A 21,952-nucleotide genomic window follows, 5' to 3' on the forward strand; every position below is an offset into this window, starting at 1 on the left:
CCGGATGCCGAACCCGAAACGCCCCACCGCCGTCCATCTGGTCGCCACGCTCCTGGTCTGGCTGGCGTGGGTGGTGCCCGGGGCGGCGAGCGCCGTCGCCGTCGAGCGTCTCCAGGGTCGCCCCTTCGGCGTCAGCTTGGATTGCGATGGGCCGCTGTCCGCGGACGCCCAGCAGGTCCGGATCGAGGCCCCGGCGGAGGGCTGGCCGTCGTGGGGCCAGGCGGTGCTGGTGCTCGATGCGCCGCCGGGGCTCGTGACGTTCCAGCGCGGCGACGAGCGGCGCTGCGGCCTGTCCTTCGACAGCCGCAGCACCGACGCCCGGCTGCGTTCCGGCCCCGGTGCGCAGTTCAGCCCGGCGCCGGGCTCGCGCGAGCCGATCCTCGTCACCGCGCCGTCCAACCGCTGGCTCGGATGGGCCATGACCCTGCGCTACGGCGACCCGGCGGCGGTGCAGCGCGAGGACACGCTGCGCTTCGCCATCCGCGTCGGCGGCTTCGCCATCCTCGCGGCGATGCTGCTTTCCTCGCTGCTTCTGTTCGCCAATGTCCGCGATCGCGCCTCGCTTGTTTTCTCGGCCACCATCGCCGCCTATTCGCTTTGGATCGGTCTGCGCACCGGGCTCGCGGCTTGGCCGCGGCCCTGGATCGAATCGCCGGAGGGGCTGCAGGTGGCCATCCTCGTCCTGCCGCCGCTGGCGCTGGCTGGTGTCTGGTCGGTAGCGCTGACCCATTCGCGGGCGGAGCGCGTCTTTCCCCGGCTGGCGATCACCCACGCGTTGGCCGGAGGCCTCGCCGTGGCGGCGGTGCTGGCCTGGTTCCTCTGGCCACCGGGCCGCGAGTTCGTCTATCCCGCGCTGCGCGGCATCGCCGCCGCGATGTTCGTGGCCCTGCTGCCCCTGATGGTGGTCCTGCTCCATCGGGGCTCGCGCGGCGCGCTCGCGGTACTGATCGCCATGGTGCCGCCGCTCGCGGTGGTCGGGCCGCTCTACGACGACGCCTTGCGGGCGTGGCGTGGCGAGGCGCTGCTGTTGGCTGGCGCATGGTTCGCCATCACGATGACCGTGGCGATGTCGCAGCGCCTTGGCGCCCTGCGGCGCCAGCGCGACCGCATGCAGGCCTTGGCCGAACGCGATGCGCTCACCGGCCTCCCCAATCGCCGCGCCTTGGCCGAGGTGCTGCCGCGGCGCATCGACGAGGCACGCGCGCAAGGGCGCCCGCTGTCGGTGCTGTTCGTCGACATCGACCGATTCAAGGCCGTCAACGACACCTGGGGCCATGCGGTGGGCGACGAGGTGCTGGTCGAGGCGGCGCGCCGCCTGTCGGACCCGCTGCGTGGCGGCGACGTCGCGGCGCGCCATGGCGGCGAGGAGTTCGTCGTCGTGCTGCCGGGCGCCGATGGCGTGCAGGCCAGCGTGATCGCCGAACGGCTGCGGGAGGCTATCGCGGCGGTACCCGTCCAGACCACCGCGGGGCCACTGTCCCTCACGGCCAGCTTCGGTGTGGCCAGCCTTGAGCCGGGGAGTACGCGGCGTCCGGCCGGCGCCGCCGATCTGGTGGCGCGGGCCGATGCCGCGATGTACCGGGCCAAACAGGGCGGTCGGAATCGCGTCGAACGCGATCAGTGCTGAGGATCAGGCCCGGCGGGCCCGTCCCGCCACCGCGACACCGGCGAGGATCACTGCACCGCCGGCGAGCATGGCCGGCGTGATCGCTTCCTCCAGCAACAGCGCGCCCCAGGCCACGCCGAACACCGGCGCGATGTAGGTGACCATCGTCGCCTTGGTCGAGCCGATGCGGGCGATCAGCCCGAAGTAGATGAGGTAGGCGATCCCGGTGCAGGCCACGCCCAGGAAGGCGACGCAGGCCAACGCCTGCCACGATGGGAATGCCGCGGGCCATTCGGCCAGGGCCGGGCCGAGCAGCCACAGGCTGGCGAGGAGCTGGCTGCCGAAGGCGAGCCCCAGCGGCGTGACGCCGTGGAAGCCGGTGCGCGCGTAGTGCGCCGCGTGGCCGTAGCAGGCCGTCGCGGCGAGGCCGGCGAGGATCGGCAGCAGGGCCGCACTGCCGATATCGTTCAATTTGCCCGCCACCAGCACGCCGACGCCGACGAAGCCGAGGGCGAGTCCCGCCCACAGCTGGCGCCCGGCGGCGAGCCCGAAGAACAGGGTGCCGATCACGGCACCCCACAGCGGCGTCGTGGCGTTCAGCAGGGCGCCGTAACCGGCGCTGAGGTGGATGGTGGCCCAGGTGAGCAGCAGGAACGGTGCCGCCGTGTTGGTGAACGCCATCAGCGTCATCGCCTTCCAGCGCCCGGCCAGCGGTGCCGGTTCCCGCCGCACGGCCAGCAGTATCCCGAGGAACGTGGCGGCGACGGTCACGCGCATCCAGGCCAGCGGTGCCGCACCCAGCTCCGGCCCGGCGATCCGCATGAACAGAAAAGAGCTGCCCCAGAGGCCGGCGAGCAGGACGAGCAGGGCAAGGTCGCGGGTGCTCACGGGGCGGCCGGGATTCGAGAGGGCGCGGAGTATGGCAGCGGTGCGGATTCATCTGCTGCTGAAGTGGGAACGTTATTGTGTAACCCCCTTCTCTCCGGAGCCTGCCATGACCGCCCGTCCGCTTTGTCTCGCGCTGCTCGCGGCGCTCGCCTTCCCGTCGTCCGGCGATGCGCAAGCCCAGCACGCCCATGTGCATGGCCAGGCCTTCATCGACGTGGCCCTTGACGGGGGGCAGGTCGAAATCCACCTTCGGGCCACGGCACATGACCTCGTCGGCTTCGAGCGCGCGGCGGAGACGCCCGAGGAGGAGTCACGGGTCGCGGCGGCACGGAAGGCGATGCTCGACCACGCGCGCCTTTGGCGGTTCAACGTCGCCGCGGGCTGCGTCGCCGAGGGTCCGGTGCTTGAAGTGCCGGGCACCAGCGGCGCGCGCGACCACGACCACGATCACGATCACGACCACGATCACGATCACGATCACGGCGCGCATGCGGACTGGACGGCGCGCTATCGGTTCCGTTGTGCGGCACCGGCGGCGCTTCGCGCGATCGAGACCGGCTTGTTCGCGGCCTTCCCCTCGCTGCAGTCCGCGACCGTCCAATTGTTGGACGCCAATGGCGCACGCGAGGAGACGCTCACGGCCTCGGCCAACCGCTTGACGCTGGCGCAATGAGCGAGGTTCTCCGCATCGAAGGGCTGCGCTTCGCGTGGCCCGGCAGCGCATGGACCCTCGCGGTGCCCTCCCTCTCCCTCGAGGCCGGGGAGCGCGTCTTCCTGCACGGTCCCAGCGGCACCGGCAAGAGCACCCTGCTGAACCTGGTCGCCGGCACGTTGCTGCCGCAGGACGGCGTCGTTCGCGTGGCCGGCGAGGACGTGGCGACGCGCTCCGGCCCGGCCCGTGACCGCCTGCGTGCCGACCACCTCGGCATCGTGTTCCAGCAGTTCAATCTCTTGCCCTTCCTGTCGATGATCGACAACGTGACGCTGCCTTGCCGCTTCTCGACGCGTCGCCGCGAGCGGGCGCTGCAGCGCTTCGGCAGCCTCGACGCGGCCGCGCGGCACTACCTCGCGGCCCTGGGCTTGGGCCAGGCGGCGCAGGCCTCGCGCCGTGTCATCGAGCTGTCCGTCGGCCAGCAGCAGCGCGTCGCGGCGGCGCGCGCGCTGATCGGCGGCCCCAGCCTCGTGCTCTGCGATGAGCCGACCTCGGCGCTGGACACCCGCAACCGCGACCAGTTCATCGACCTTCTGTTCGCCGAATGCGACGCCGCGGGCACCGCGCTGCTCTTCGTCAGCCACGACCTGGGCTTGGCCTCGCGCTTCCCCCGCCAGCAGGCCCTGGGCGAGCTCACCGCCGCCGGCGTCGACGCTCCGGAGGCCGTCGCATGAGGGGCCTCGTCGGACTGGCTTGGGCCAGCCTCAAGAACCGCCGCGCCACGGTGTTGCTCACCGTGATGACGCTCGGCCTGTCGGTGCTCCTGCTCCTCGGCATCGAACGCATCCGTCATGAAGCGCGGGACGCCTTCCTGCGCTCCGTCGCCGGCACCGACCTGATCGTCGGTGCCCGCGCGCACCCGGTGCAGCTGCTGCTCTATTCGGTGTTCCGCCTTGGCGAGCCCACCGCGAACCTGCAATGGGACACCTACGAGAAGCTGAAGGCCTTGCCGCCGGTGGCCTGGACCGTGCCGATCAGCCTCGGTGATTCGCATCGCGGCTATCGCGTGGTCGGTACCACGGGCGAGTACTTCGTCCGCATGGGTTTCGGCGAGCAGCGCGGCCTGGCGTTCCGCGAAGGGCGGCCATTCGAAGCCCTGCACGACGCGGTGATCGGCGCCGACGTGGCCGACACGCTGGGCTACGCCCCCGGAACGCCGATCGTCCTCGCGCACGGCACGGCGCGCGTCGCCACGCAGCAGCACGACGACCAGCCGTTCACCGTCGTCGGCGTGCTGGCCCGCACCGGCACGGCCATCGACCAGGGCGTGTTCGTCTCGCTGGAGGCCATCGAGGCCATCCACCTGAATTGGCGCGGCGGCATGCCGATCGGCCGCGCACCGGTCGACGCCACGGCGATCCCGATGGAGCGACTGCGGCCCAAGACCATCACCGCCGCCTTCGTCGGGTTGGAATCGCGGACGGCCACCTTCCAGGTGCAGCGCGTGGTCAACGAGTACCGCGCCGAGCCGCTGACGGCGATCCTGCCGGGCGTGGCCCTGACCCAACTGTGGGCGCTGATGGGGGGCGTCGAGCGTGCCCTGCTGGTGGCCGCTGGTGCCGCCGTGCTGGCCGCCCTGATGGTGCTGCTCACCACGATCCTCGCCACGCTCAACGAGCGGCGGCGGGAGATGGCCTTGCTGCGCGCCGTCGGCGCCGGGCCGCGCCACGTGTTCGGCCTGCTGCTGGCCGAGGCGGCCCTGCTGACGGGGGCCGGGCTGGCCCTGGGCGTGATCCTTCTGGAAGGGGCCCTGTGGCTGCTGGGGCCTTGGCTGGAGGCCCGCTTCGGGGTCTTCCTGTCCCCGGGCCTTCCGTCGATCCGTGAAGCCGCTGTGCTCGGCGGGATCTGGGGGAGCGGTATCCTTCTCGGCCTGTTCCCCGCGGCCCTGGCCTACCTGCGCTCCCTGCAGGACGGCGTGGCCGTCGACCGCTGACTGCCGAGGTGTTCTCGATGTCGATCCGTGTGTTCCGGTGTTTTGCCGCCGCGGTGCTTTCCGCCGCACTCCTTTCGCCCGTCCCTGTCGCCGCGCAGGAGCCCGCGATCGGCGCCCGTCCGTCTACCGACGGGCTGCCGAGGAGCGACGTCCGCGAGATCGACTGGCTCGAGCTGCTGCCGCCGGAAGACCTGAAGGCGCTGGAGGAAATGCCCGAGATCGACCACGAGGGCCAGATGCAGATGCCGCAGGTGATGAGCAGCACCAAGACCGTCGCGGCGATGGATGGCGTGAAGGGCAAGGTGCCGGGCTATCTCGTGCCGATCGCCTTCGACGACCAGCAGCGCGTCACCGAGATGTTCCTCGTGCCGTACTTTGGCGCCTGCGTCCACGTGCCGCCGCCGCCGCCGAACCAGTTGATCTACATCAAGCCCGAGAACCCCATCGAGCTTGGCAACCTCTGGGACGCCTACTGGGTGCACGGCACCGTGCGCGCCTCGCTGGTCGAGAATGCGATGGCCACCTCGGCCTACGCGATGGAGCTCGATCGCCTCGAACTGATCGAGGAATAATCCGGTGGCATCGGAGGGCCGCATCGCCGCGGTGCTCGCCCTCGTCGTCGGCGGCATCGCCGGTGCCTGCAGCGCGGCGCCCGCCGAGCCTGCGGGGGCGGGCGGCCCCCGCGCCGTACACATCTGCTACAACGACCAGCTCGGGCCACCGGATGGCGGCCACTTCTCGCTCCAGCTGATGCGCGCGGTTGCGCGCGCCATCCCGTCGTGGCGTTTCGAGCTGCGACCGCTGCCGTGGATGCGTTGCCTCGTCCTTGCTTCGCGCGGCGATGTCGACGCCATCCTCGGTGCAAGCTTCACGCCGGAGCGCGCCGTGGATCTCGTCTACCCCAGGGACGCCCGTGGCGAGCCAGACGAATCGCGCCGCCTGTTCGCCCAAGGCTATCGGTTGCTGCGGCGCCGGGGCGATGCGGCCGACACCGACGGCCGGCGCTTCGTGCATCTCACCGGTCCCGTCGGCGTCGAGCGGGGCCACAGTTCCGCCACCTTCGCCCGGGATGGCGGCGCGCAGACCGACGAAAACCACCCTGACGTCACGGCCATGCTGGCCAAGCTGCGCAGCGGCCGTCTTGGAGGCGTGCTTGTCGCCGAACCGCAGTACGCTGCGCTGCGCGGCCGGCCTGGCGTCCTCGACGGTGTCGAGGCCGCCCCGACCGTGATGCAGCCGCGCGGGTACTTCCTCGTGTTCTCCTCGTCGTTCGCGAAGCGCGAGCCGGTGTTCGTCGAACAGCTCTGGGACGAGGCCGTGCGCCAGCGCGACACCCCGATCATCCGCCACGAGATCGCCCGGCAGCAGGGCGCAGGCCTCTGAGGAGAGCACGCCATGACCATTGCGCATTCTGATCGTCCGCTGGCCCGCTGGGCCCGACCGCTGTGCCTTGCGACGATGGTCGCCGCCGCCATCCCTGCCGCGGCCTGCGAGCTGGATGGTCTTTCCCATGGCTACGGGCCGCTGTCGGCGCTGTTCGCCGGGGCGCACCGCTACCAGAGTCTCAACGGCCTGCAGGACGAGGCGTTCCCCGCGGAGGCATCGCCACCGCTGCCCGCCGCAGTGGAAGGCCCTGGCGCAGCGCCGCCGCGCCGCAGCTTCGTCGCATGGGCAAAGGCGAAGCCGAAGGCGCCAGGCGCATCGGAAGCGCCAGCCGCGTGGGTGCCGCGCTCAGCCGACGCGTCGCGCAGGGCGCCACAGGGCGCCGAGCCCAAGCAGCGCGAAGATGCCCAGCGCCCCCCAGGCGGCGGGCCGGTGCCGTAGTTCGCGCACGCTTGGCGCGGGCGCCGGCAGGGCCGCGAGGTCCGACGCTCCGATCAGCCGCTCCTCGAACACGAACGGATAGAAGGCGATGCGCAGGCGATCGTGGAAGTCGCGTGCCGCCCGCTGGCGTGCGGCGTCGCCTTCGATGCCCTGGTCGCTGAGCCCGTCGAAGAGGTTCTGCAGGGCGACCGTCGGCAGCACCCAACCGAGCGCGTCGCGGCTGCGCTGGCGATCGCGTTTGGCAGCGGCGGCCTCGGCAAGCAGGGGCTCCACGCGGCGGTCGGCGACCAGATGGAAGGCGAAGTACCACTTCCAGTGGAACCGCCCGGTCACCGGGGGCGTGCCGCGCCACTCGGGATGGTGTGCGAAGAAGGCTTCGAAGGTCTCGGACTTGGGTCGGTCCCAGGCGCCATTCACCGAATCGCGATGGGCCAATGCGATGGCGCTGCCGGGAACCGGGGGAGCGATGCGATCGAGGACCAGGCCGCCGAAGGCCGGCAGCACCAGCGCCGCCAGCGCCCATAGTGTGAACAGGCGTGCCGCCACGGCATCGCTGCTGCCGCCCAAGCGCAGCGCGAGGCTGGCACAGATGCCGATCCAACCGAGGGCATAGAGGGTGGTGCCGCCGAGCACGCCGATGCCGAAGGATGGGGGGGCGCCCATCGCGATCAAGGCGATGGCGATGGGGCCGAGCACCGGCATCAGCACGAGGGTCCCGCGCGCCGCGATTCGCCTCGCCCAGAACGTCCGTGGCCTGGCGACCAAGGCCGCTAGCAGGGCGTCGCGTCGCGCCTCGCGCTCTTCCGCCGCGAGGGGGGCGAACACGGCTACGGCGAGCAGGGGCAGCAGCACCGCCACCACGAAAGCGGCGTCGAAGGCGCCAGCGGCGCGCGCGGCGGGGTTGCCACCGGTTCCATCGTGCACCTGGCCTTGCAACCCCAGCAGCCGCAGTCGCTGAACGGGCGACTGCGCCAGCGTGTCCCCGAGGTTGAACCAGGCGCCGGGGGCCGCCGGATGCGGAACGGCGAAGCGCATCCCGTAGCCGAACATCCCCGCGTCGAGCGGCATCGATGCCGCTTTCGACCGTGCATCGGCCAGAGCCTGTGCATCGAAAGCCAGGGCGTCGCGCATCGTGGCGTCGAGATGGCGCACCTGCGCGATGCCAGCGAGTAGCGCCAGCGTGGTCACCAGCGTTGCGGCGACGGTCGCGGCGATGAGTAGCGGCGATCGCAGCAGCAGCCGGAATTCCATGGCGAGGCTCATGCGTGCCGCTCCAAGCGCCGGCCGAGCCCGCCAAGCACCAGGCACCCGGCCACGAGCCACAGCCCGGCGGGTGCGAGGGTGATGGCCAGATCCGGCGCGGTTTTCCGCAGCGCGGGCAGCGCGATGTCGCTCCGTGGGATATCGGCCCAGTGCGACGCGTCGAGCTTCTGCTCGCGATCATTCAGGGCGGCGATCCGGGTGGCATGCAGCTCGTTCAGGGCCTGCACCGTGGCGAAACGACGGCGCTCGGCCTGGTCGAGGAAGTCGCGGTGGTGGGCGAGGTCGGTGCCGGCGAAAGCCTGTGCCGCGTGGCGGATCGCCAGCGTCGGGAAGACCCAGCCGAAGGCCGAGGCGAGGTCCAGCTGGGCCTGCCAAGCGTCGCGCTGGCGATCGACCTCCGCGCCGATGGCCGCTGTCGTGAGGCGTTCGCCCTCGAGCATCACCAGGCCGCCGAAGTTCACCGGAAGCTCCTCGACGCGCGACACGCCGTAGTCCTCCAGCACGCGCTGCCGGAACGCGGCGAAGTGTGTGCTGTCGGGATCGTGCGCGTCGCCGACTTCCGCGAGCACCACGGCGACGCGCTGCTCGACCTCGGCCTGCGTCGGTGCAGGCACGCTGAGCTCGGCCCAGCTCGCGACCGCGCGCGGCGCGACGGCCACCAGCGCGAACCACGTGACGACGCCGGCCAGCAGGGCGCCGAGCGCGCTGCGTGCGAGGCAGGAAAGGAGCGTCGTGCCCATGGCGGCCAGCGCCAGGACAGTGGCGAAGCTGGCGCCGAGGCCCGCGGCACGCGCGGCCTGCGACGGTTGCGTCACCACGGCCCACAGCAGCGCGCCGAACACCGGTGCGGCCATCAACAGGCCGAACGCCCAAAGCGCCGCGGTCTTGCCGAGCAGCACCTCGTGGCCCCGCGCCCCGCCGATCAGGCTGGTGGCCAGCACGCCACTCGCCCGCTCACCGGCGAGCGATGCCGCGCCCGCGAGGAGCACGAGCAGCGGCAGCCACTGCTGCACCGCGAGCGAGGGCGACAGGTCGCCCAGGCGCAGCAGCCCGCCGGACAGCGCCGCGTCGCTGAAGTTCGCCGTGTTCTGACGGTGGCCCTCGAGGAAGACGCTGCGCCCGACCTGCGATTCGATGCCCCAGTCGATGCGCGCCAGCGGCCCCGGCGACTTGAACACGAAGTCGCCGGCATGCACGACGCGATGCGGATGGCGGTCGGGTTGGGTGTGCCAGTCGCGATCCGCGCGCGCGGCGTAGTCGGCCTGCCGCTCGGTGGTCTGCCCTTCGCGTGCCGCGCCGAGCCCCAGCGACAGCAGCAGGAGGCTGGCGCCGAGAAGGCCCAGCGAGCGTGCCAGGCGCTCACGGAGCAGCCGGCGCAGCTCGTTCCTGGCGATCGAGGCCATGCGCTGCAGCGCGCTCATGGGGCGAGGTCCGCGCGGCGGGCGTAGAGGCCGCGCAGTGCGGCGGCGTCCGCCCCAAGGGTGGCGAGGTCGTCGCCCTCGCGCAGCACCCGCCCTTTCGCGAGGAAGACGTAGCGGTCGGCGATGGCGCTGGTCGCTTCGAGATCGTGGCTGACCATCAGGATCGCGCGCCCGGCATCGCGCAGCCGCGAGAGCAGGGCGGCGAGCTGGTCGGTGGCGTCGGGATCGAGCCCCGACGCCGGTTCGTCGAGCAACAGCAGGGGAGCCTCGCGCAGCAGGGCCAGCGCGATCAGCAGTTTCTGGCGCATGCCTTTCGAATAGTCCGCCGCGCGCCGGCGCCACGCGGCTTCGGGCAGGTCCACTTCGCGCAGCGCGAGGGCCAGCGCCGCGTCGTCGGGGCGGCGCCCGGCCAGCCCCAGCAGGTAGCGGAGGTTCTCCAAGCCATCGAGGTGCGGGTACACCGCGACGTTCTCAGGCACGTAGGCGAGCATGGCGCGCGCCGCCCGCGGATCGACCGAGGGGTCCACGCCAAACACGCGCACCTGGCCCGAGCGCGGCGGCAGCAGGCCGAGCAGCACCTTCAGCAAGGTCGACTTGCCCGCCCCGTTGCCGCCCAGCACGGCCAGCAGTTCGCCGGCATGCAAGCGCAGGGAGACGTCGTCCAGGACGGGCGTCTCGCCGTAGCGAGCCACCAGGCCTCGCACCTCGAGCGCCGGCGGGCGGGGCGCTAGGTCGATCACGGCCATGGTCAGAACTCGATCGTGGCCGACAGCGTGGCGTTGCGACCGTCGCCCGGCGAATGGATGGTGTTGCTGCCGTCCTCGCTGAAGTCGAACACGTACTCGTGGAAGCGGTCGGTCAGGTTGTTGACCTGCAACGCGAGGACACCCCAGCCGAAGCGCTGTTCGACGCTCGCATGCAGCAGGGTGAACCCGCCGTACTGGCCGCCAAGATTGGCTTCGTTGACGAAATAGTCGCCCTGGTGGTCGAGGTGCAGGCGCGCCGTCAGCGTGTCGGTGGCACGCAGGCTCAGGCCCAGCGACGCGGTGCGGTCCGGAATGCCGCGCAGCTCGTTGCCGATGAAGGCGCGGCGGTTCGAGGCCGGGCGCACGATGGCGCTGTCGACGGTGGTGAGGTTGCCCCACAGCGTCCAGCGCTCGTTGATGCGCCAGTCGGCTGCGAAGTCCCAGCCCTTGCGCGATGTTTCGCCGACGTTCTGCGCCGTGCCGTCCACGACCACGAATTCGTCCTTCGCGGTCTGCTCCCAGTACGACAGGCGAAGCTGCGCGCCCGTGGCCGGCTGCCAGGTGCCGCCGATCTCCCAGCCGTCGTTGATCGACACATCGCGCGCCTGGCGGTTGCCGGCGGTGAACGCGTCGGCAAACAGCGGGTGCTGGAAGCTTCGGCCGGCGTTGGCGAACAGCTGGGCGTCCCCGCCCAAGGCCACGAAGGCGTTGAGCTTCGGCTGCACGATCGTGCCGAAGTCGAGGATGTCGCGCGCCGAGGGCACGCCCGCCGCGTTGAACTGCAGGTAATCGCCGCCGATGCGGTCGGCGCGCAGCGCGAGGTTCGCGCCCCAGCGGTCGTCGTCGCGGAAGCCGAGCCGCGTCCACGCGCCCCAGTGGCGGAAGGTGAAGTCGCGGTTGCGCAGCACCGCCGCAGTGTCGCGGACGCGCCTCTGGCCGATCGTGCCAAAGCGCTGCTCGATCACGTCCTGCGTTTCGGCGTCCATCCCGCCGTCCAGCGTCCAGTTCGGGTCGATGGCCCAGCGCGCCGAGACGAGCAGGCCCTGCTGGTCCTGGTCGTCGAAGCGGTTCTGCAGCGTCTGTGCGGCGGAGAAGCGCACCCAGCGCTCGCGCTCGAAGTGGTTGAGGTAGGCCTTCGCCGACCAGCCCAGCACGTCGTTGATGCGCTGGTCGAAATGCAGGCTGCCGTGCTCCACGTGCTTGTCGCCGCCGTCCTGGTCGGCGTAGCTGGCCGACTGCCGCGGGTTGCTCCGCGACTCGGCCCGCGTGAGGTAACCCGGCGAGTCGCCGTCGTAGCTCGCCGTGCGGACGATGGCGCGCAGCGTGGTGTCGTCATTGATGGCCAGCGACCAGCGGCCGCCGAAGGCGCGCTTGTCGAGGTCCATGCGCTCGCGGTAACCCGCCGTCTGCCGCCAGCCGAGGGTGTAGCTGTGGGTCACGGGGCCGTCTTCGAAGCCGGCATAGGCCTGCAGTTCGCGCGCGTCGTAGCTGCCGTAGGAGAGGCGCAGTTCGCGCGCCACGTCCTCGCGGGTCTGGATTCGGACGTTGCCGGCGATGGCCAGCAGGCCCACCGTGGGATCACTGGTGCCCTTGAACACGGTGATCGACTCGATGCCCGTCGGGAACAGCTGGTCCATCTCGCCGAAGCCGTTGTGCAGGTTCATCGGCACGCCGTCGACCAGCAGCTTCACGTGCGGGGTCTCGCCGTCGCCGGAGAAGCCGCGGAGGGCGATGTCCGAGTTCACCAGGCCCTGGTTGTAGCGGGCGATGTACAGGCCGGGGATCTTGTTGAACAGCGCGCTGGTGTCGTTGACGTTCTCGTAGCCGATCTCGCTGCGGGTGATGACGTCGAGCGAGCCTTGGACGTCGAGCTCGGGCGTCTCCGTGGCTTCACCGATCACGATGACCGTGTCGAGGCGGCGGGCCTCGTCGGCGGGATTGGCGACGGCGGTCGACGACACGGCGAGGGCGAGCGCGGCAGCGAGGCGGGTGCGGATGGGCGTGGGCATGGTGGGTGACGGGAAAGAAAAAGGGAGAGGCGAAACAGATCGAGGAAGGAGGACGCGCGCGCCGTGCGCTCAGTCCTCCGCGCCGCCCATCCGCCAGCGCGGGAAGGGGTCGGGCAGGCCCTGCCAACCGGCAGGGCCGAGGCGCATCTCGCGGTCGGTGAGCAGGCAGGCATCGAGTTCCTCGCGCACGCGCTGTTCGTCGAGCCCGACGCCGATCACGGCGAGTTCCTGGCGGCGGTCGCCCCAGGCGGGATCCCAGAGCTTCTTCATCGCGGCGTATTCGTTGGCGTCGTGGACGAGGTGCGCTTCCGGCAGCGGGGCCGTGACGCGTTCGCCGGTGCGCAGGCGCTCACCGACGCGGCGCTGGTCGACGCGGTCGCGCGCCGCGAACCAGAAGCCGGCGGCTTCATGCTGGGTCGCGCCGCCGACGGTGGAGAGCTCGCCCACCCAGTCCATCCGTGTCGCCAGCCAGAAGAAGCCCTTGCTGCGGATCACGCCGCCGAGGCCTTCGTTGATCAGGCGGAAGAAGCGCTGTGGGTGGAACGGCCGGCGCGCGCGGTACACGAAGCTGGTGATGCCGTATTCCTCGGTCTCCGGCGTGTGCTCCCCGCGCAGCTCCTTCATCCAGCCGGGCGCCAGCTGCGCCTTCACGAAGTCGAAGCGGCCGGTGCCGAGCACGCGGTCCAGCGCGACGGCCGAATGCGTGGTCTCGAGGATCTCGGCATCGCGGTTCAGGGCACGGATCACCTGCTTGACCTGCTGCGTCGTCTCGGCACCGGCGCGGTCGGTCTTGTTGACGAGGATGACGTCGGCGAACTCGACTTGTTCGGCCAGCAGGTTGACCAGCCCGCGCTGGTCGTCGGGGCCGGCCACCATGCCGCGGTCGGCGAGGCGGTCCGGCGAGCAGAAGTCGCGGGTGAAGGTCTCGGCGTCGACCACGGTCACCATCGTGTCGAGGCGGGCCACGTCGGCCAGCGAGAAGCCGTTCTCGTCGCGCACCGCGAAGGTGGCCGCGACCGGCATCGGCTCGCCGATGCCCGTGGATTCGATCAGCAGGTAGTCGAAGCGGTTCTCGGCCGCGAGGCGCTTCACCTCGTCGCGGAGGTCGTCGCGCAGCGTGCAGCAGATGCAGCCGTTGCTGAACTCGACCAGCTTTTCTTCCGTGCGGGAGAGCTCGGCGCCGCCGTCGCGGACGAGTTGGGCGTCGATGTTCACCTCGCTCATGTCGTTGACGATCACGGCGACGCGCTTGCCCTCGCGGTTGCGCAGCACGTGGTTGAGCAGGGTGGTCTTGCCGGCGCCGAGGAAGCCGGAGAGGACGGTGACGGGGAGGCGGGGGTCCATGGCGCAGATAGGATGTTATAAAGTTACATCCTAGCACTTCCGCCGGGCCTGTCCCCCTTCGTGATGCCTTGAGACCGCCATGATCCCGACCACCTACGCCGACTGGCGCCGCTGCATCGAGCAGGACTGCGGCCTGCCCCTGACGCCTGCGTTCATTGCCGCGCGGCTCGCCGACCTTCGCGATCCGGCCTCGCACCACACCCAGCAGTTCGTCCGTCATTACGGCAGCGAGCACCATGCCCGCGTGCTGGACTGGTTCGACCGGGCCGCGCGCGATGCCGGCTGACGGCGCGCGCAGGCCAGAGGTCGCCTTCGGCGACAGCGCGGCGGTGCTGCGGCGCCCCGGCCAGGAGCCGCTCGCCGCGGCCTGTTGGCGCCGCGCGCTCGCCGCGGACGTGCAGGCCGAAGCGCAGGCGCTCCGGTTCGGACCCGCGGTGCGCCTCGTGGTCCCGGTCGACGACGGTCGAGCCGATGCGGCGGTCCTCGACGCCGTCCAGGCGTGGGGCACGCCGTTTTCGCCGGCATTGGCGCGCGACGTTCGGCAGCTGGTGGCCTTGCACGCGTTGCTCCGGCCGGGCGTGTCGCGACAGCTGCGCGTCGAACGCCTGGTCGATGACGGGTGCCGGCGATTCCATGCCGACCACGTCGCCTTCCGGCTGCTTTGCACCTACGCGGGCCCGGGAACGGAGTGCCTGCCCGCGTCGGCCATCGATGCACATCGCCCGGCCGACGGCAGCAACGACCACGTGCTCGATCCGGACGCGGTGTGGCGCTGCGAGCCGGGCTGGGTCGTGCTGATGCGCGGGACGCTCGGCGGCGGCCCCGCCCAGTTCCACCGCTCGCCCCCGCGCGATCCCGCCGGGCCACGCCTGCTGGTGGCGATCGACGGATGAGCGTCGGGCTCGAGGGATGGGGTTGGTGGGGCGCGACGCTGCTCGCCTGCGCGCTGGTGGCGTCGATGGCCCTGGTGGGACCCCTGCTGCTGCGCAGTGCCGCGCGGCGGCGCCGTTGGATCCCGCCCCTGATCGCCTTGGCCATCGGCGTGCTGGCCGGGGACGCGCTGCTGCATCTGCTGCCGCATGCCATCGATGCCCTCGGCATGGCGCCGACGCTGCTGCTGGCCGGCGCGGGCTTCGGGCTGTTCGCGACCCTGCGTCGGCTGCTGCCTCGCGGGCATCGTTCCAGCGGAACGGCGGCGCTGTCGCTCGGTGGCGACGCGGTACACAACCTCGGTGACGGGCTGTTGATCGCCTTGGCCTTCGCGACCTCGCCAGTGCTGGGCATCGCGACCGTCGTCGCGATCCTCGCCCACGAGCTTCCTCAGGAGTTGGGCGACTACGCGATCCTCGTCGATGCCGGATTCAGCCCGCGCGAGGCGGCGCAGGCCAACCTGGGCAGCGCGGCCAGCGTCTTCGTCGGGGCGCTGGCCGGCCTGCTGGCCGGGCCGGCGGCCGAACCGGCCCTGCAGTGGTTGGCGCCCGTCGCGGCCGGAGGCTTCCTCTACCTCGCGCTGTTCGCGCTGGCGCCGGGGCTGCGGCGCCATCCCGCGCGTGGCGGACGCTGGTGGCGCGTGCGCGCCTTGCCCGTCGCCTTGGGCGTCGGCGCGATGGCCGGGCTTGCCGTGGCCGAAACGCACGCCGGTCTCGACCACGGCCACGTGCATGGCCTCGACGCGCCAGCCGAGACGCCGCGCAGCTTCGCGCCTTGGCCGCGCGGCTGAGGGTGGCCCTCGCTAGAGTGTGAACGACACCCCCTTGCCGAGGTTGACGATGCTGCGTCGCTGGCTGCGCCGACTGTTCAAAGGACTCGCATGGCTCGCGCTCGTGGCGGTGGTCACCGCGGGGGGCTTCGTGGCCTCGGCCTGGGCCCCCGACCAGCCCGCCGACGCCCTGATGGCCCGATGGGGCGCGCCACCTTCGCGCATCGCGCCGATCCTCGGGCTGCCGCTGCACCTGCGCGACGAAGGCCCGCGCGAGGACCCGGTGCCGATCGTGCTGCTGCACGGCACCGGCGATTCGCTGCACACGTGGCAGGGCTGGACCGACGCGCTCGCGCCGACGCGCCGCGTGATCCGCTACGACCTGCCGGGCTTCGGCCTCACCGGCCCGGACCCGGGCCACGACTATTCGATGAAGCGCCAGGTCGAGGTGCTGATCGCCGTGCTCGATCACCTCGGCGTCGAGCGCGTGGTGGTGGGCGGCAACTCTTACGGTGGCGGCATCGCCTGGCAGGCCGCGCTGGCGCATCCGGAGCGCGTCGTCGGCCTCGTGCTGGTCGATGCCTCTGGTGCGCCGGCCCCCGATGCGGCGGCGACGGCCGCCACCGCACCGCGCTCGGTGCCGATCGGTTTCCGCCTCGCGCGGATGTCGTGGGCGGCCCCGCTGTTGGAGCGCGTGCTGCCGCGCCCGGTGATCGAATCGAGCCTGCGCAATGTCTACGGCGACCCGTCGAAGGTGACGCCCGAACTCGTCGACCGCTACTTCGATCTCGCCACCCGCGAGGGCAACCGCGCCGCGCTGATGGCGCGCTTCGGCGGCCGTCGCGAGCCCGCCAGCACGCAGCCGGTGTCGGAGATCAACCAGCCCACGCTGATCCTCTGGGGCGCGCGCGACCGGCTCATTCCACTCGCCGCCGGCGAGCGCTTCCATGCCGCCATCCCGGGCAGCGAGTTCGTGGTGTTCGACGACCTCGGCCACGTGCCGCAGGAGGAGGATCCTGCGCGCACGGTGGGCGTCGTCGCCGCTTTCCTGGAAAGAAATAAATAGCAATGAGTCGCAGTTGCATTTCTTGATCGGGTTGGGTACGGTGATGTCCGACTTGTTGCGGTGTGGTCGAACTCATGAACGCACGTCCACCTCCGGTCGCTCCGCTCGTCGACGGCCTCGGCGGTCTTGGTCTCACGCTCCTCTGGACACTGCACAACCGCGCCAGCGAAGCCGCGCGCCCCGACGCGCGACTTGGCGATGCCGATGCCGTCGCCATCCGCAATGCCATCGACTTCGACTACGAGCGCCACTTTGGCCGCGCGGACGGGTCGCACGCCCTGCGCTCGGCGATGTTCGATCGCGCACTGAAGGACTGGCTGGCCCGCCATCCGTCCGGGCAAGTCGTCGAATTGGCCTGCGGGTTGGAAACGCAGGTGCGACGCTGCGACAACGGTCACGTGCGCTGGCTGGCGATCGACCTTCCCGAAGCGATGGCGCTGCGCGAGCGCTTCCTGCCGGCGGGCGGCCGGGTCCGGCATCTCGCCATCAGTGCCACCGACCCACGCTGGATGGATAGCGTCGACGCCTCGGCGCCGGTGTTCATCTCCGCACAAGGCTTGCTGATGTACCTGCCGCCGGAAATCGTGCAGCGCCTGCTTGGCGCCATTGACCGGCATTTCCGCGACTACGTCCTGATGTTCGACGCGATCCCGCCGTGGTTCTCGCGAAAGACCCTCGGTGGATTCCGTCTAACGCGGCACTACGTGGCCCCGCCGATGCCGTGGGGCATTCCGGCTTCGACGCTGCCAGCGGTATTGGCGGAGTGGATGCCGCGCAGTGGGCGTGCCGTGCTTGCGCCATTCGGACCGATGCGGGGCGTGCAGGGACGACTTTTCGGGGTGGTGCAGCGCGTGCCCGCGCTCGCCGATCTGATGCCCTGCGCGGTGACGGTGGGCGTGGCGGGATGGACGCTGTCGGTGTGAACGCAGTCGTTACGAGATGACGCCGTTCCTCTTCGCTGCAATGCCCATGTCCTCGATCCGTCACGTGCTGGCTGTTGCCATCGCTGCGAACTGCGCATCCGCCGCCGCTGCCCAGACGCCGCCGCCCTCCGCCAACAATCCCGCCACCGCGGAGACGCTTGACGCCGTCATCGTCATCGTCATCGTCATCGTCACCGCCACGCTCGAAGACACGGCCATCGATTTCCGTAACGCGCTGGGCTTCGGCGCGCGCGCGACGGCCTCGAGCGCGCTGCGCCCCGGCGTGCTCGCCGACTCGGTGACGGTGTCGTGCGACGATGCCGAACGCTTCGTCCGAAACATCGCGTCTTCAATCAACGAGCCAGGCGCGTTGGAGGAATCGCTGGCGCAGGCCAATCTGCGCTGGACGCCCACCGAGGTGACCGAGGTCAATGCGGTGCTGTCGTGGAACAAGCTCGACGCCCCCGCCCTGTACGACCAGGATTCCTGCCGATCAACCGTGCGGTGTACGACGCCCGCTACCGCGACATGTTCAACGGCGGCCGGGCCGTCCGACCCTACCAGATGATCGACGATGCCCCCAAGCGGACCCGCGAGCAGAAGCGCGTGGCCGGGCTGTCGATGCGGCATGACGCCTCCGGTTTCGCTGTTGACGCGGCGCTCTCGGCGAGATGTTCCTCGACAACGTTACCGGCGAGCGGGTGTTCACTTCGACGGCGCACCAGAACGTCGCCTTCGGGGCGGACGGCACCGCCTATGCGGTGGTCGGGCGCCTGCGAGTGGTCGGAATCGAGGCCGGCTATCGGTGGTGAACGAGCCGATGGTGGCGTGAGCGCTCTGACGTGCGCCGGGGATAGCGGCGACGCTGCCCTCCGCGAGGTCTCGTTGGAATGTCGAGGCATCCAGAGGGCAGGCCCGGAGATGCGCCGGAGTACGTTGGGGCGGACGGTGCGGGTGGAGCCGTAAAGCCATCTTCACGATTCATTGCGTACGCGGATGCGTATGATTCGCATATGCAGCCCGGCTGGGCTGGCGCCCTTCGGTTTGTTCAGAGCCCTCCATGACCGCATTCCATTCGACGACCCCGCCGTCGCCGAACGCCCTGTCGTTCGCCATCCGCACCCTGCTCGGCACCGGCCTGCTGCTTGCTGCCGCGCCCGTTCTTGCCTCGCCGTCCCCGGCGCCGGTGGTCGCCGCGTCGAACGACGACGATGCCGGAACGCTGCCCGCGGTGCGCGTCGAGGCGGACGCGAAGCCCTTCGACGCGAACATGCCGAACACCATCGTGACGCTCGACCGCCAGACGATCGAGCGCCGCAACAACGCCTTCAATTCCCACGACGTGCTGAAGTACGTGCCCAGCATCGCGGTACGCAACCGCTACCTCGGGGACCGTTCGTCCAACCTGTCGACGCGCAGCGCGGGCGCGAATGTGTCGGCCCGTTCGCTGGTCTTCGTCGACGGCCTGCCGCTGTCGAACCTGCTGGGCAACAGCGCCGATTTCGCGCCGCGCTGGGGAATGGTCTCGCCCGACGAGATCGAACGCATCAGCGTCGCGTACGGCCCGTTCTCGGCCGAGTATCCGGGGAATTCCGCGGGCGCGGTCATCAAGATCGAGACGCGTATGCCGGAGCGCTTCGAGGCCTCGGCCAAGACCGCCGTTTCGCACCAGTCTTTCGATCTGTACGCGTCGGACACGTCGCACACCAGCAACCTCGTCGAGTTGGCGGTGGGCGACCGGCACGACCGCCTGAGCTGGCGGCTCAATTACGCGCGCTCCGACATCTCCGCCGCGCCCCAAGGCTTCGCCAACCGGCCGCTGTCGACCACGCCGGCCGGCCCGACGGACATCCCGGTCTCCGGCGCGGTGTTCGACGTCGGCCCGAACGGCGCGCCGCGCGCGATCTTCGGCAGCGCCAGCGGCCTGCACGAGAAGGTGATGCAAAGCGCGCGGCTGAAGGTGGAGTACGCCTTCGCGCCGAACCTTGTGGCCACCTACCAGGCTGGGCTGTTCCTCGATGACGACCTGACCGGCGTCGAGACCTACCTGCGCGACGCCAACGGCACTCCGGTGTTCAGCGGCAATGTCAACGTCGGCGGGTTCCGCTACGCGCTGCCGGCCTCGCTGTTCCGCAACAACAAGTTCGACATGGAGCACCTGATGCAGGGCGTCTCGCTGGTCGGCGGCGACGGCGGCGACTGGCGCTGGCAAGTCAATGCGACCGACTACGACTATCGCGAGGACCGTCGCGGGCGTCCCGGCACGGCCTTTCCGGGTGCGGCGCTGGGCGGCGTGGGCACGGTGGTGGACGACAACAGCGGCTGGCGCACGCTGGATGCCAAGGCCACGTGGCGTCCTGACGGCGGGCGGCATCGCCTGAGCTTCGGCGTGCAGCAGGCGCGCTACGGGCTCGACGCCGAGACGCGCAACACCGCGGACTGGCTCCGCGCCGACGGCACGACGCGCATCGACACCTTCGCCGGCACCACGACGACCCGCGCGTTGTTCGCACAGAACGCGATGATGCTGCAGCCCGATCTGGAGCTGACGCTGGGAGGTCGCTTCGAGCAGTGGCGGGCCAGTGACGGCCGGCTGTCGAACGCGACGCGAACAGTCGCTTTCGGCGAGCGGGAGGACGAATTCTTCTCGCCGAAGGGCGCGCTGCGCTACGCGATCAACGACGACTGGGCGGTGCGCGGCGCGGTCGCCCGCGCCTACCGGTTCCCCACCGTCAGCGAGCTGTTCCAGGGCGGACTGACGAGCGTCGGCGTGCTGATCAACAACGACCCGAACCTGACGCCGGAGCGCATCGATGCGCAGGAGCTCAGCGTCGAGCGCCAGCTCGGCAACGGGATGCTCCGTGCCAGCCTGTTCCGCGACGTGGTCGACGATGCCCTGTTCTCGCAGCTCAACGTCGCCACGCTCGTCACCAACATCCAGAACATCGACCGCGTGCGGACGAACGGCGTCGAAGTGGCCGTCGACCTCGTCGACGTGGGCTTGCGGGGTCTGGACGTCGCCGGCAGCGTCACTTATGCCGACTCGCGCATCGTCGCCAACGCCAACAACCCGGCGAGCGTCGGCAAGCGCCAGCCCGGCGTGCCGGACTGGCGTGCCTCGCTGCAGGCCACGTGGCGCGCCAGCGACCGGCTCAGCCTGACGCTGGGCGCGCGCTACAGCGGCACGCAGTTCGCCACGCTCGACAACAGCGAAGTGCGGCGCGACGTCTGGGGCGCCAGCAGCGACTTCCTGATCGTCGACACGCGCGTGGCGTTCCAGATGACACCGAAGGTGATGCTGGCGCTGGGCGTCGACAACCTCACCGACGGCGACTTCTACACGGCCGCGACGAATCCGCACATCTTCCCGCCGCGCAGCGTTCAGGGCGAGGTGAAGGTGAGGTTCTGACGGGTGGTGCAAGGCTGTTTTCGCAAGCCAGAAGCATTTGCAACATAGCCGCGCTGCGGCCTGCCCGCGCACGAAGCAGATCCTGTCGATCGACGAGCCCGCTGCGGGTGCCTTTGCCGCGCGGCTGATGGTGGAGTTCGACGACGGCCGGCTCGGGTTCCTGCACGTTCGCCCAACACCGGCGCCGTGCAGGGCGAGGGCGTGTGGTGGGGGGGCGCAGCGCGTGCTTCGCAACGTGCATCGGCACCTTAACCTGCCCACCAAGGTCGGCGTGCCCCTGGTCTCGGCCCTGGCGCTGCTGATGCTGGTCAGCGTCGTCACGTCCTTCGTCGTCTACAAGGGGTGGTGGCGCGGGTTCTTCAAGCCGGTGCGCATCGCGAAACCGCGCACCCTGTGGGGCGACCTGCATCGGCTGCTGGGCGTCTGGAGCCGGTGGTTCCTGCTGCTGATCGCGGTGACGAGCGTCTGGTACCTCGTCGAGAGCCTTGGCGGCGAGGCGCCAGCGATGCCATCGGTGGATGTCCCCGTGGCAGGCGAGGGCGGCGATGCCTGCGCGCGGTCGCGCCACGCGGGCCAGACGCTTGCCGCGAGCCTCGCTGCCGTGCGTTGTGCCGACCCCGGCCTTGAGATCGAGATGATCGTATTCCCGGCTCAGCGCTCCGGTGCACTGGTGTTCCAGGGCCAACGCAGCGCGTGGCTGGTGCGGCCGCGCGCCACCGCCGCGTGGGTGGGCCCCGCGAGCGGCGAGGGTCTGCTGTGCGCCGACGCGCGCGCCCTGAACGTGCACCAGCGCATCAGCGAGTTGGCCGACCCGCTGCACTTCGGCACTTTCGGCGGCTGTTGGACGAAGATCCCGTGGTTCCTGTTCGGCCTCGCGCTGACGTTCCTTGCCGTGTCCGGTTGCGCCATCTACGCGATCCGCTTGGCCGATCGCGCCAAGGAGAGGCTGGATTGGAAAGGCGGATCGCGCGCCTCCTGGAACGGCATGGGCGGATGGCGCTGGGTGTCGCTCGCCATGGTCGTCGTCGGACTGGTGATGCTGCCGGTGGCGACGGTGTACGCGGGAACGCGGTGACACGATCGCCCCGCCTGCTTGCCCCAATATCTTG

21 protein-coding genes and 1 pseudogene are annotated in these 21,952 nt (G+C 70.7%); 16 read left to right on the top strand and 6 right to left on the bottom strand.

Going from position 1 to position 21,952, the window contains the following annotated elements:
- The first annotated feature begins 4 nt into the window (after positions 1 to 4).
- Positions 5 to 1,627, top strand: a complete 1,623-nt coding sequence (locus ACYVAK_RS13520) for a GGDEF domain-containing protein (protein ID WP_461061837.1) — start codon at positions 5 to 7, stop codon at positions 1,625 to 1,627.
- Between the two features lie 3 nt (positions 1,628 to 1,630).
- Here the strand turns inward: ACYVAK_RS13520 and ACYVAK_RS13525 are convergent, their stop codons facing one another.
- A complete protein-coding gene (locus tag ACYVAK_RS13525; RefSeq protein WP_461061839.1) occupies positions 1,631 to 2,494 on the bottom strand; it encodes a DMT family transporter in 864 nt (287 codons plus the stop codon).
- 31 nt (positions 2,495 to 2,525) lie between these two features.
- On the opposite strand from ACYVAK_RS13525, the gene ACYVAK_RS13530 reads away from it, so the two are divergent.
- From ACYVAK_RS13530 to ACYVAK_RS13555, 6 genes are read left to right on the top strand one after another with little or no spacing between them, the layout of a single operon-like run.
- Positions 2,526 to 3,167 (top strand): ZrgA family zinc uptake protein, encoded by a 642-nt coding sequence (locus tag ACYVAK_RS13530; protein ID WP_461061841.1) that lies wholly within the window; start codon positions 2,526 to 2,528, stop codon positions 3,165 to 3,167.
- Entirely contained in the window at positions 3,164 to 3,880 is a 717-nt protein-coding gene (locus ACYVAK_RS13535) for an ABC transporter ATP-binding protein (RefSeq protein ID WP_461061843.1), read from the top strand. Before ACYVAK_RS13530 ends, ACYVAK_RS13535 begins: the two co-directional genes overlap by 4 nt.
- A complete protein-coding gene (locus tag ACYVAK_RS13540; protein WP_461061845.1) occupies positions 3,877 to 5,139 on the top strand; it encodes an ABC transporter permease in 1,263 nt (420 codons plus the stop codon). The genes ACYVAK_RS13535 and ACYVAK_RS13540 overlap by 4 nt, the downstream gene beginning before the upstream one ends.
- Before the next feature lie 17 nt (positions 5,140 to 5,156).
- A complete protein-coding gene (locus ACYVAK_RS13545; RefSeq protein WP_461061847.1) occupies positions 5,157 to 5,711 on the top strand; it encodes a DUF3299 domain-containing protein in 555 nt (184 codons plus the stop codon).
- A 4-nt stretch (positions 5,712 to 5,715) separates the two neighbouring features.
- Positions 5,716 to 6,522 (top strand): substrate-binding periplasmic protein, encoded by an 807-nt coding sequence (locus ACYVAK_RS13550; protein WP_461061849.1) that lies wholly within the window; start codon positions 5,716 to 5,718, stop codon positions 6,520 to 6,522.
- 12 nt (positions 6,523 to 6,534) lie between these two features.
- Entirely contained in the window at positions 6,535 to 6,963 is a 429-nt protein-coding gene (locus ACYVAK_RS13555; protein ID WP_461061851.1) for a hypothetical protein, read from the top strand.
- Here the strand turns inward: ACYVAK_RS13555 and ACYVAK_RS13560 are convergent.
- The 5 genes and pseudogenes from ACYVAK_RS13560 to ACYVAK_RS13580 form a co-directional block, all read right to left on the bottom strand.
- Entirely contained in the window at positions 6,871 to 8,226 is a 1,356-nt protein-coding gene (locus ACYVAK_RS13560; RefSeq protein ID WP_461061853.1) for a DUF3526 domain-containing protein, read from the bottom strand. The two genes, ACYVAK_RS13555 and ACYVAK_RS13560, sit on opposite strands and share 93 nt — an antisense overlap.
- Entirely contained in the window at positions 8,223 to 9,647 is a 1,425-nt protein-coding gene (locus ACYVAK_RS13565; RefSeq protein ID WP_461061855.1) for an ABC transporter permease, read from the bottom strand. Before ACYVAK_RS13565 ends, ACYVAK_RS13560 begins: the two co-directional genes overlap by 4 nt.
- Positions 9,644 to 10,300: pseudogene (locus ACYVAK_RS13570) on the bottom strand (ATP-binding cassette domain-containing protein); the annotation flags it as partial. The gene ACYVAK_RS13565 and the pseudogene ACYVAK_RS13570, both read right to left, overlap by 4 nt.
- Positions 10,301 to 10,395: 95 nt before the next feature.
- Positions 10,396 to 12,402, bottom strand: coding sequence for a TonB-dependent receptor (locus tag ACYVAK_RS13575; RefSeq protein ID WP_461061857.1), 2,007 nt, complete (start codon positions 12,400 to 12,402; stop codon positions 10,396 to 10,398).
- A gap of 69 nt (positions 12,403 to 12,471) precedes the next feature.
- The gene (locus ACYVAK_RS13580) at positions 12,472 to 13,746 is read right to left on the bottom strand and encodes a GTP-binding protein (RefSeq protein WP_461061859.1); all 1,275 of its coding nucleotides are present in this window, start codon (positions 13,744 to 13,746) and stop codon (positions 12,472 to 12,474) included.
- A gap of 79 nt (positions 13,747 to 13,825) precedes the next feature.
- Here ACYVAK_RS13580 and ACYVAK_RS13585 point away from each other — a divergent pair, with 79 nt between their 5' ends.
- The 9 genes from ACYVAK_RS13585 (at position 13,826) to ACYVAK_RS13625 (ending at position 21,918) form a co-directional block, all read left to right on the top strand.
- Positions 13,826 to 14,032 (top strand): hypothetical protein, encoded by a 207-nt coding sequence (locus tag ACYVAK_RS13585; protein WP_461061861.1) that lies wholly within the window; start codon positions 13,826 to 13,828, stop codon positions 14,030 to 14,032.
- Positions 14,022 to 14,639 carry a DUF1826 domain-containing protein gene (locus tag ACYVAK_RS13590; RefSeq protein WP_461061863.1) on the top strand — a complete coding sequence of 206 codons (618 nt, stop codon included), beginning with the start codon at positions 14,022 to 14,024 and terminating at the stop codon, positions 14,637 to 14,639. Before ACYVAK_RS13585 ends, ACYVAK_RS13590 begins: the two co-directional genes overlap by 11 nt.
- The gene (locus tag ACYVAK_RS13595; RefSeq protein ID WP_461061865.1) at positions 14,636 to 15,466 is read left to right on the top strand and encodes a ZIP family metal transporter; all 831 of its coding nucleotides are present in this window, start codon (positions 14,636 to 14,638) and stop codon (positions 15,464 to 15,466) included. Before ACYVAK_RS13590 ends, ACYVAK_RS13595 begins: the two co-directional genes overlap by 4 nt.
- Positions 15,467 to 15,515: 49 nt before the next feature.
- Entirely contained in the window at positions 15,516 to 16,511 is a 996-nt protein-coding gene (locus ACYVAK_RS13600; protein ID WP_461061867.1) for an alpha/beta fold hydrolase, read from the top strand.
- Between the two features lie 74 nt (positions 16,512 to 16,585).
- Positions 16,586 to 17,434 (top strand): class I SAM-dependent methyltransferase, encoded by an 849-nt coding sequence (locus ACYVAK_RS13605; RefSeq protein ID WP_461061869.1) that lies wholly within the window; start codon positions 16,586 to 16,588, stop codon positions 17,432 to 17,434.
- A 46-nt stretch (positions 17,435 to 17,480) separates the two neighbouring features.
- Positions 17,481 to 18,002, top strand: a complete 522-nt coding sequence (locus ACYVAK_RS13610; protein ID WP_461061871.1) for a hypothetical protein — start codon at positions 17,481 to 17,483, stop codon at positions 18,000 to 18,002.
- A 103-nt stretch (positions 18,003 to 18,105) separates the two neighbouring features.
- On the top strand, positions 18,106 to 18,246 hold the full coding sequence (locus ACYVAK_RS13615) for a hypothetical protein (protein WP_461061873.1): 141 nt from the start codon (positions 18,106 to 18,108) through the stop codon (positions 18,244 to 18,246).
- 248 nt (positions 18,247 to 18,494) lie between these two features.
- Positions 18,495 to 20,843 carry a TonB-dependent receptor gene (locus ACYVAK_RS13620; protein ID WP_461061875.1) on the top strand — a complete coding sequence of 783 codons (2,349 nt, stop codon included), beginning with the start codon at positions 18,495 to 18,497 and terminating at the stop codon, positions 20,841 to 20,843.
- A gap of 37 nt (positions 20,844 to 20,880) precedes the next feature.
- The gene (locus tag ACYVAK_RS13625) at positions 20,881 to 21,918 is read left to right on the top strand and encodes a PepSY-associated TM helix domain-containing protein (RefSeq protein ID WP_461061877.1); all 1,038 of its coding nucleotides are present in this window, start codon (positions 20,881 to 20,883) and stop codon (positions 21,916 to 21,918) included.
- Positions 21,919 to 21,952: the final 34 nt, after the last annotated feature.

Source organism: Silanimonas algicola, assembly GCF_054777375.1.

What these genes read in the sequence shown, in the direction of transcription:
- ACYVAK_RS13565 (WP_461061855.1), bottom strand. Translation starts at nt 9,647, where the DNA reads ATGAGCGCGCTGCAGCGCATGGCCTCGATCGCCAGGAACGAGCTGCGC.
- ACYVAK_RS13530 (WP_461061841.1), top strand. Translation starts at nt 2,526, where the DNA reads ATGGCAGCGGTGCGGATTCATCTGCTGCTGAAGTGGGAACGTTATTGT.
- ACYVAK_RS13560 (WP_461061853.1), bottom strand. Translation starts at nt 8,226, where the DNA reads ATGAGCCTCGCCATGGAATTCCGGCTGCTGCTGCGATCGCCGCTACTC.
- ACYVAK_RS13580 (WP_461061859.1), bottom strand. Translation starts at nt 13,746, where the DNA reads ATGGACCCCCGCCTCCCCGTCACCGTCCTCTCCGGCTTCCTCGGCGCC.
- ACYVAK_RS13575 (WP_461061857.1), bottom strand. Translation starts at nt 12,402, where the DNA reads ATGCCCACGCCCATCCGCACCCGCCTCGCTGCCGCGCTCGCCCTCGCC.
- ACYVAK_RS13520 (WP_461061837.1), top strand. Translation starts at nt 5, where the DNA reads ATGCCGAACCCGAAACGCCCCACCGCCGTCCATCTGGTCGCCACGCTC.
- ACYVAK_RS13535 (WP_461061843.1), top strand. Translation starts at nt 3,164, where the DNA reads ATGAGCGAGGTTCTCCGCATCGAAGGGCTGCGCTTCGCGTGGCCCGGC.
- ACYVAK_RS13595 (WP_461061865.1), top strand. Translation starts at nt 14,636, where the DNA reads ATGAGCGTCGGGCTCGAGGGATGGGGTTGGTGGGGCGCGACGCTGCTC.
- ACYVAK_RS13610 (WP_461061871.1), top strand. Translation starts at nt 17,481, where the DNA reads ATGTCCTCGATCCGTCACGTGCTGGCTGTTGCCATCGCTGCGAACTGC.
- ACYVAK_RS13605 (WP_461061869.1), top strand. Translation starts at nt 16,586, where the DNA reads ATGAACGCACGTCCACCTCCGGTCGCTCCGCTCGTCGACGGCCTCGGC.
- ACYVAK_RS13620 (WP_461061875.1), top strand. Translation starts at nt 18,495, where the DNA reads ATGACCGCATTCCATTCGACGACCCCGCCGTCGCCGAACGCCCTGTCG.
- ACYVAK_RS13585 (WP_461061861.1), top strand. Translation starts at nt 13,826, where the DNA reads ATGATCCCGACCACCTACGCCGACTGGCGCCGCTGCATCGAGCAGGAC.
- ACYVAK_RS13545 (WP_461061847.1), top strand. Translation starts at nt 5,157, where the DNA reads ATGTCGATCCGTGTGTTCCGGTGTTTTGCCGCCGCGGTGCTTTCCGCC.
- ACYVAK_RS13540 (WP_461061845.1), top strand. Translation starts at nt 3,877, where the DNA reads ATGAGGGGCCTCGTCGGACTGGCTTGGGCCAGCCTCAAGAACCGCCGC.
- ACYVAK_RS13555 (WP_461061851.1), top strand. Translation starts at nt 6,535, where the DNA reads ATGACCATTGCGCATTCTGATCGTCCGCTGGCCCGCTGGGCCCGACCG.
- ACYVAK_RS13615 (WP_461061873.1), top strand. Translation starts at nt 18,106, where the DNA reads ATGTTCCTCGACAACGTTACCGGCGAGCGGGTGTTCACTTCGACGGCG.
- ACYVAK_RS13600 (WP_461061867.1), top strand. Translation starts at nt 15,516, where the DNA reads ATGCTGCGTCGCTGGCTGCGCCGACTGTTCAAAGGACTCGCATGGCTC.
- ACYVAK_RS13590 (WP_461061863.1), top strand. Translation starts at nt 14,022, where the DNA reads ATGCCGGCTGACGGCGCGCGCAGGCCAGAGGTCGCCTTCGGCGACAGC.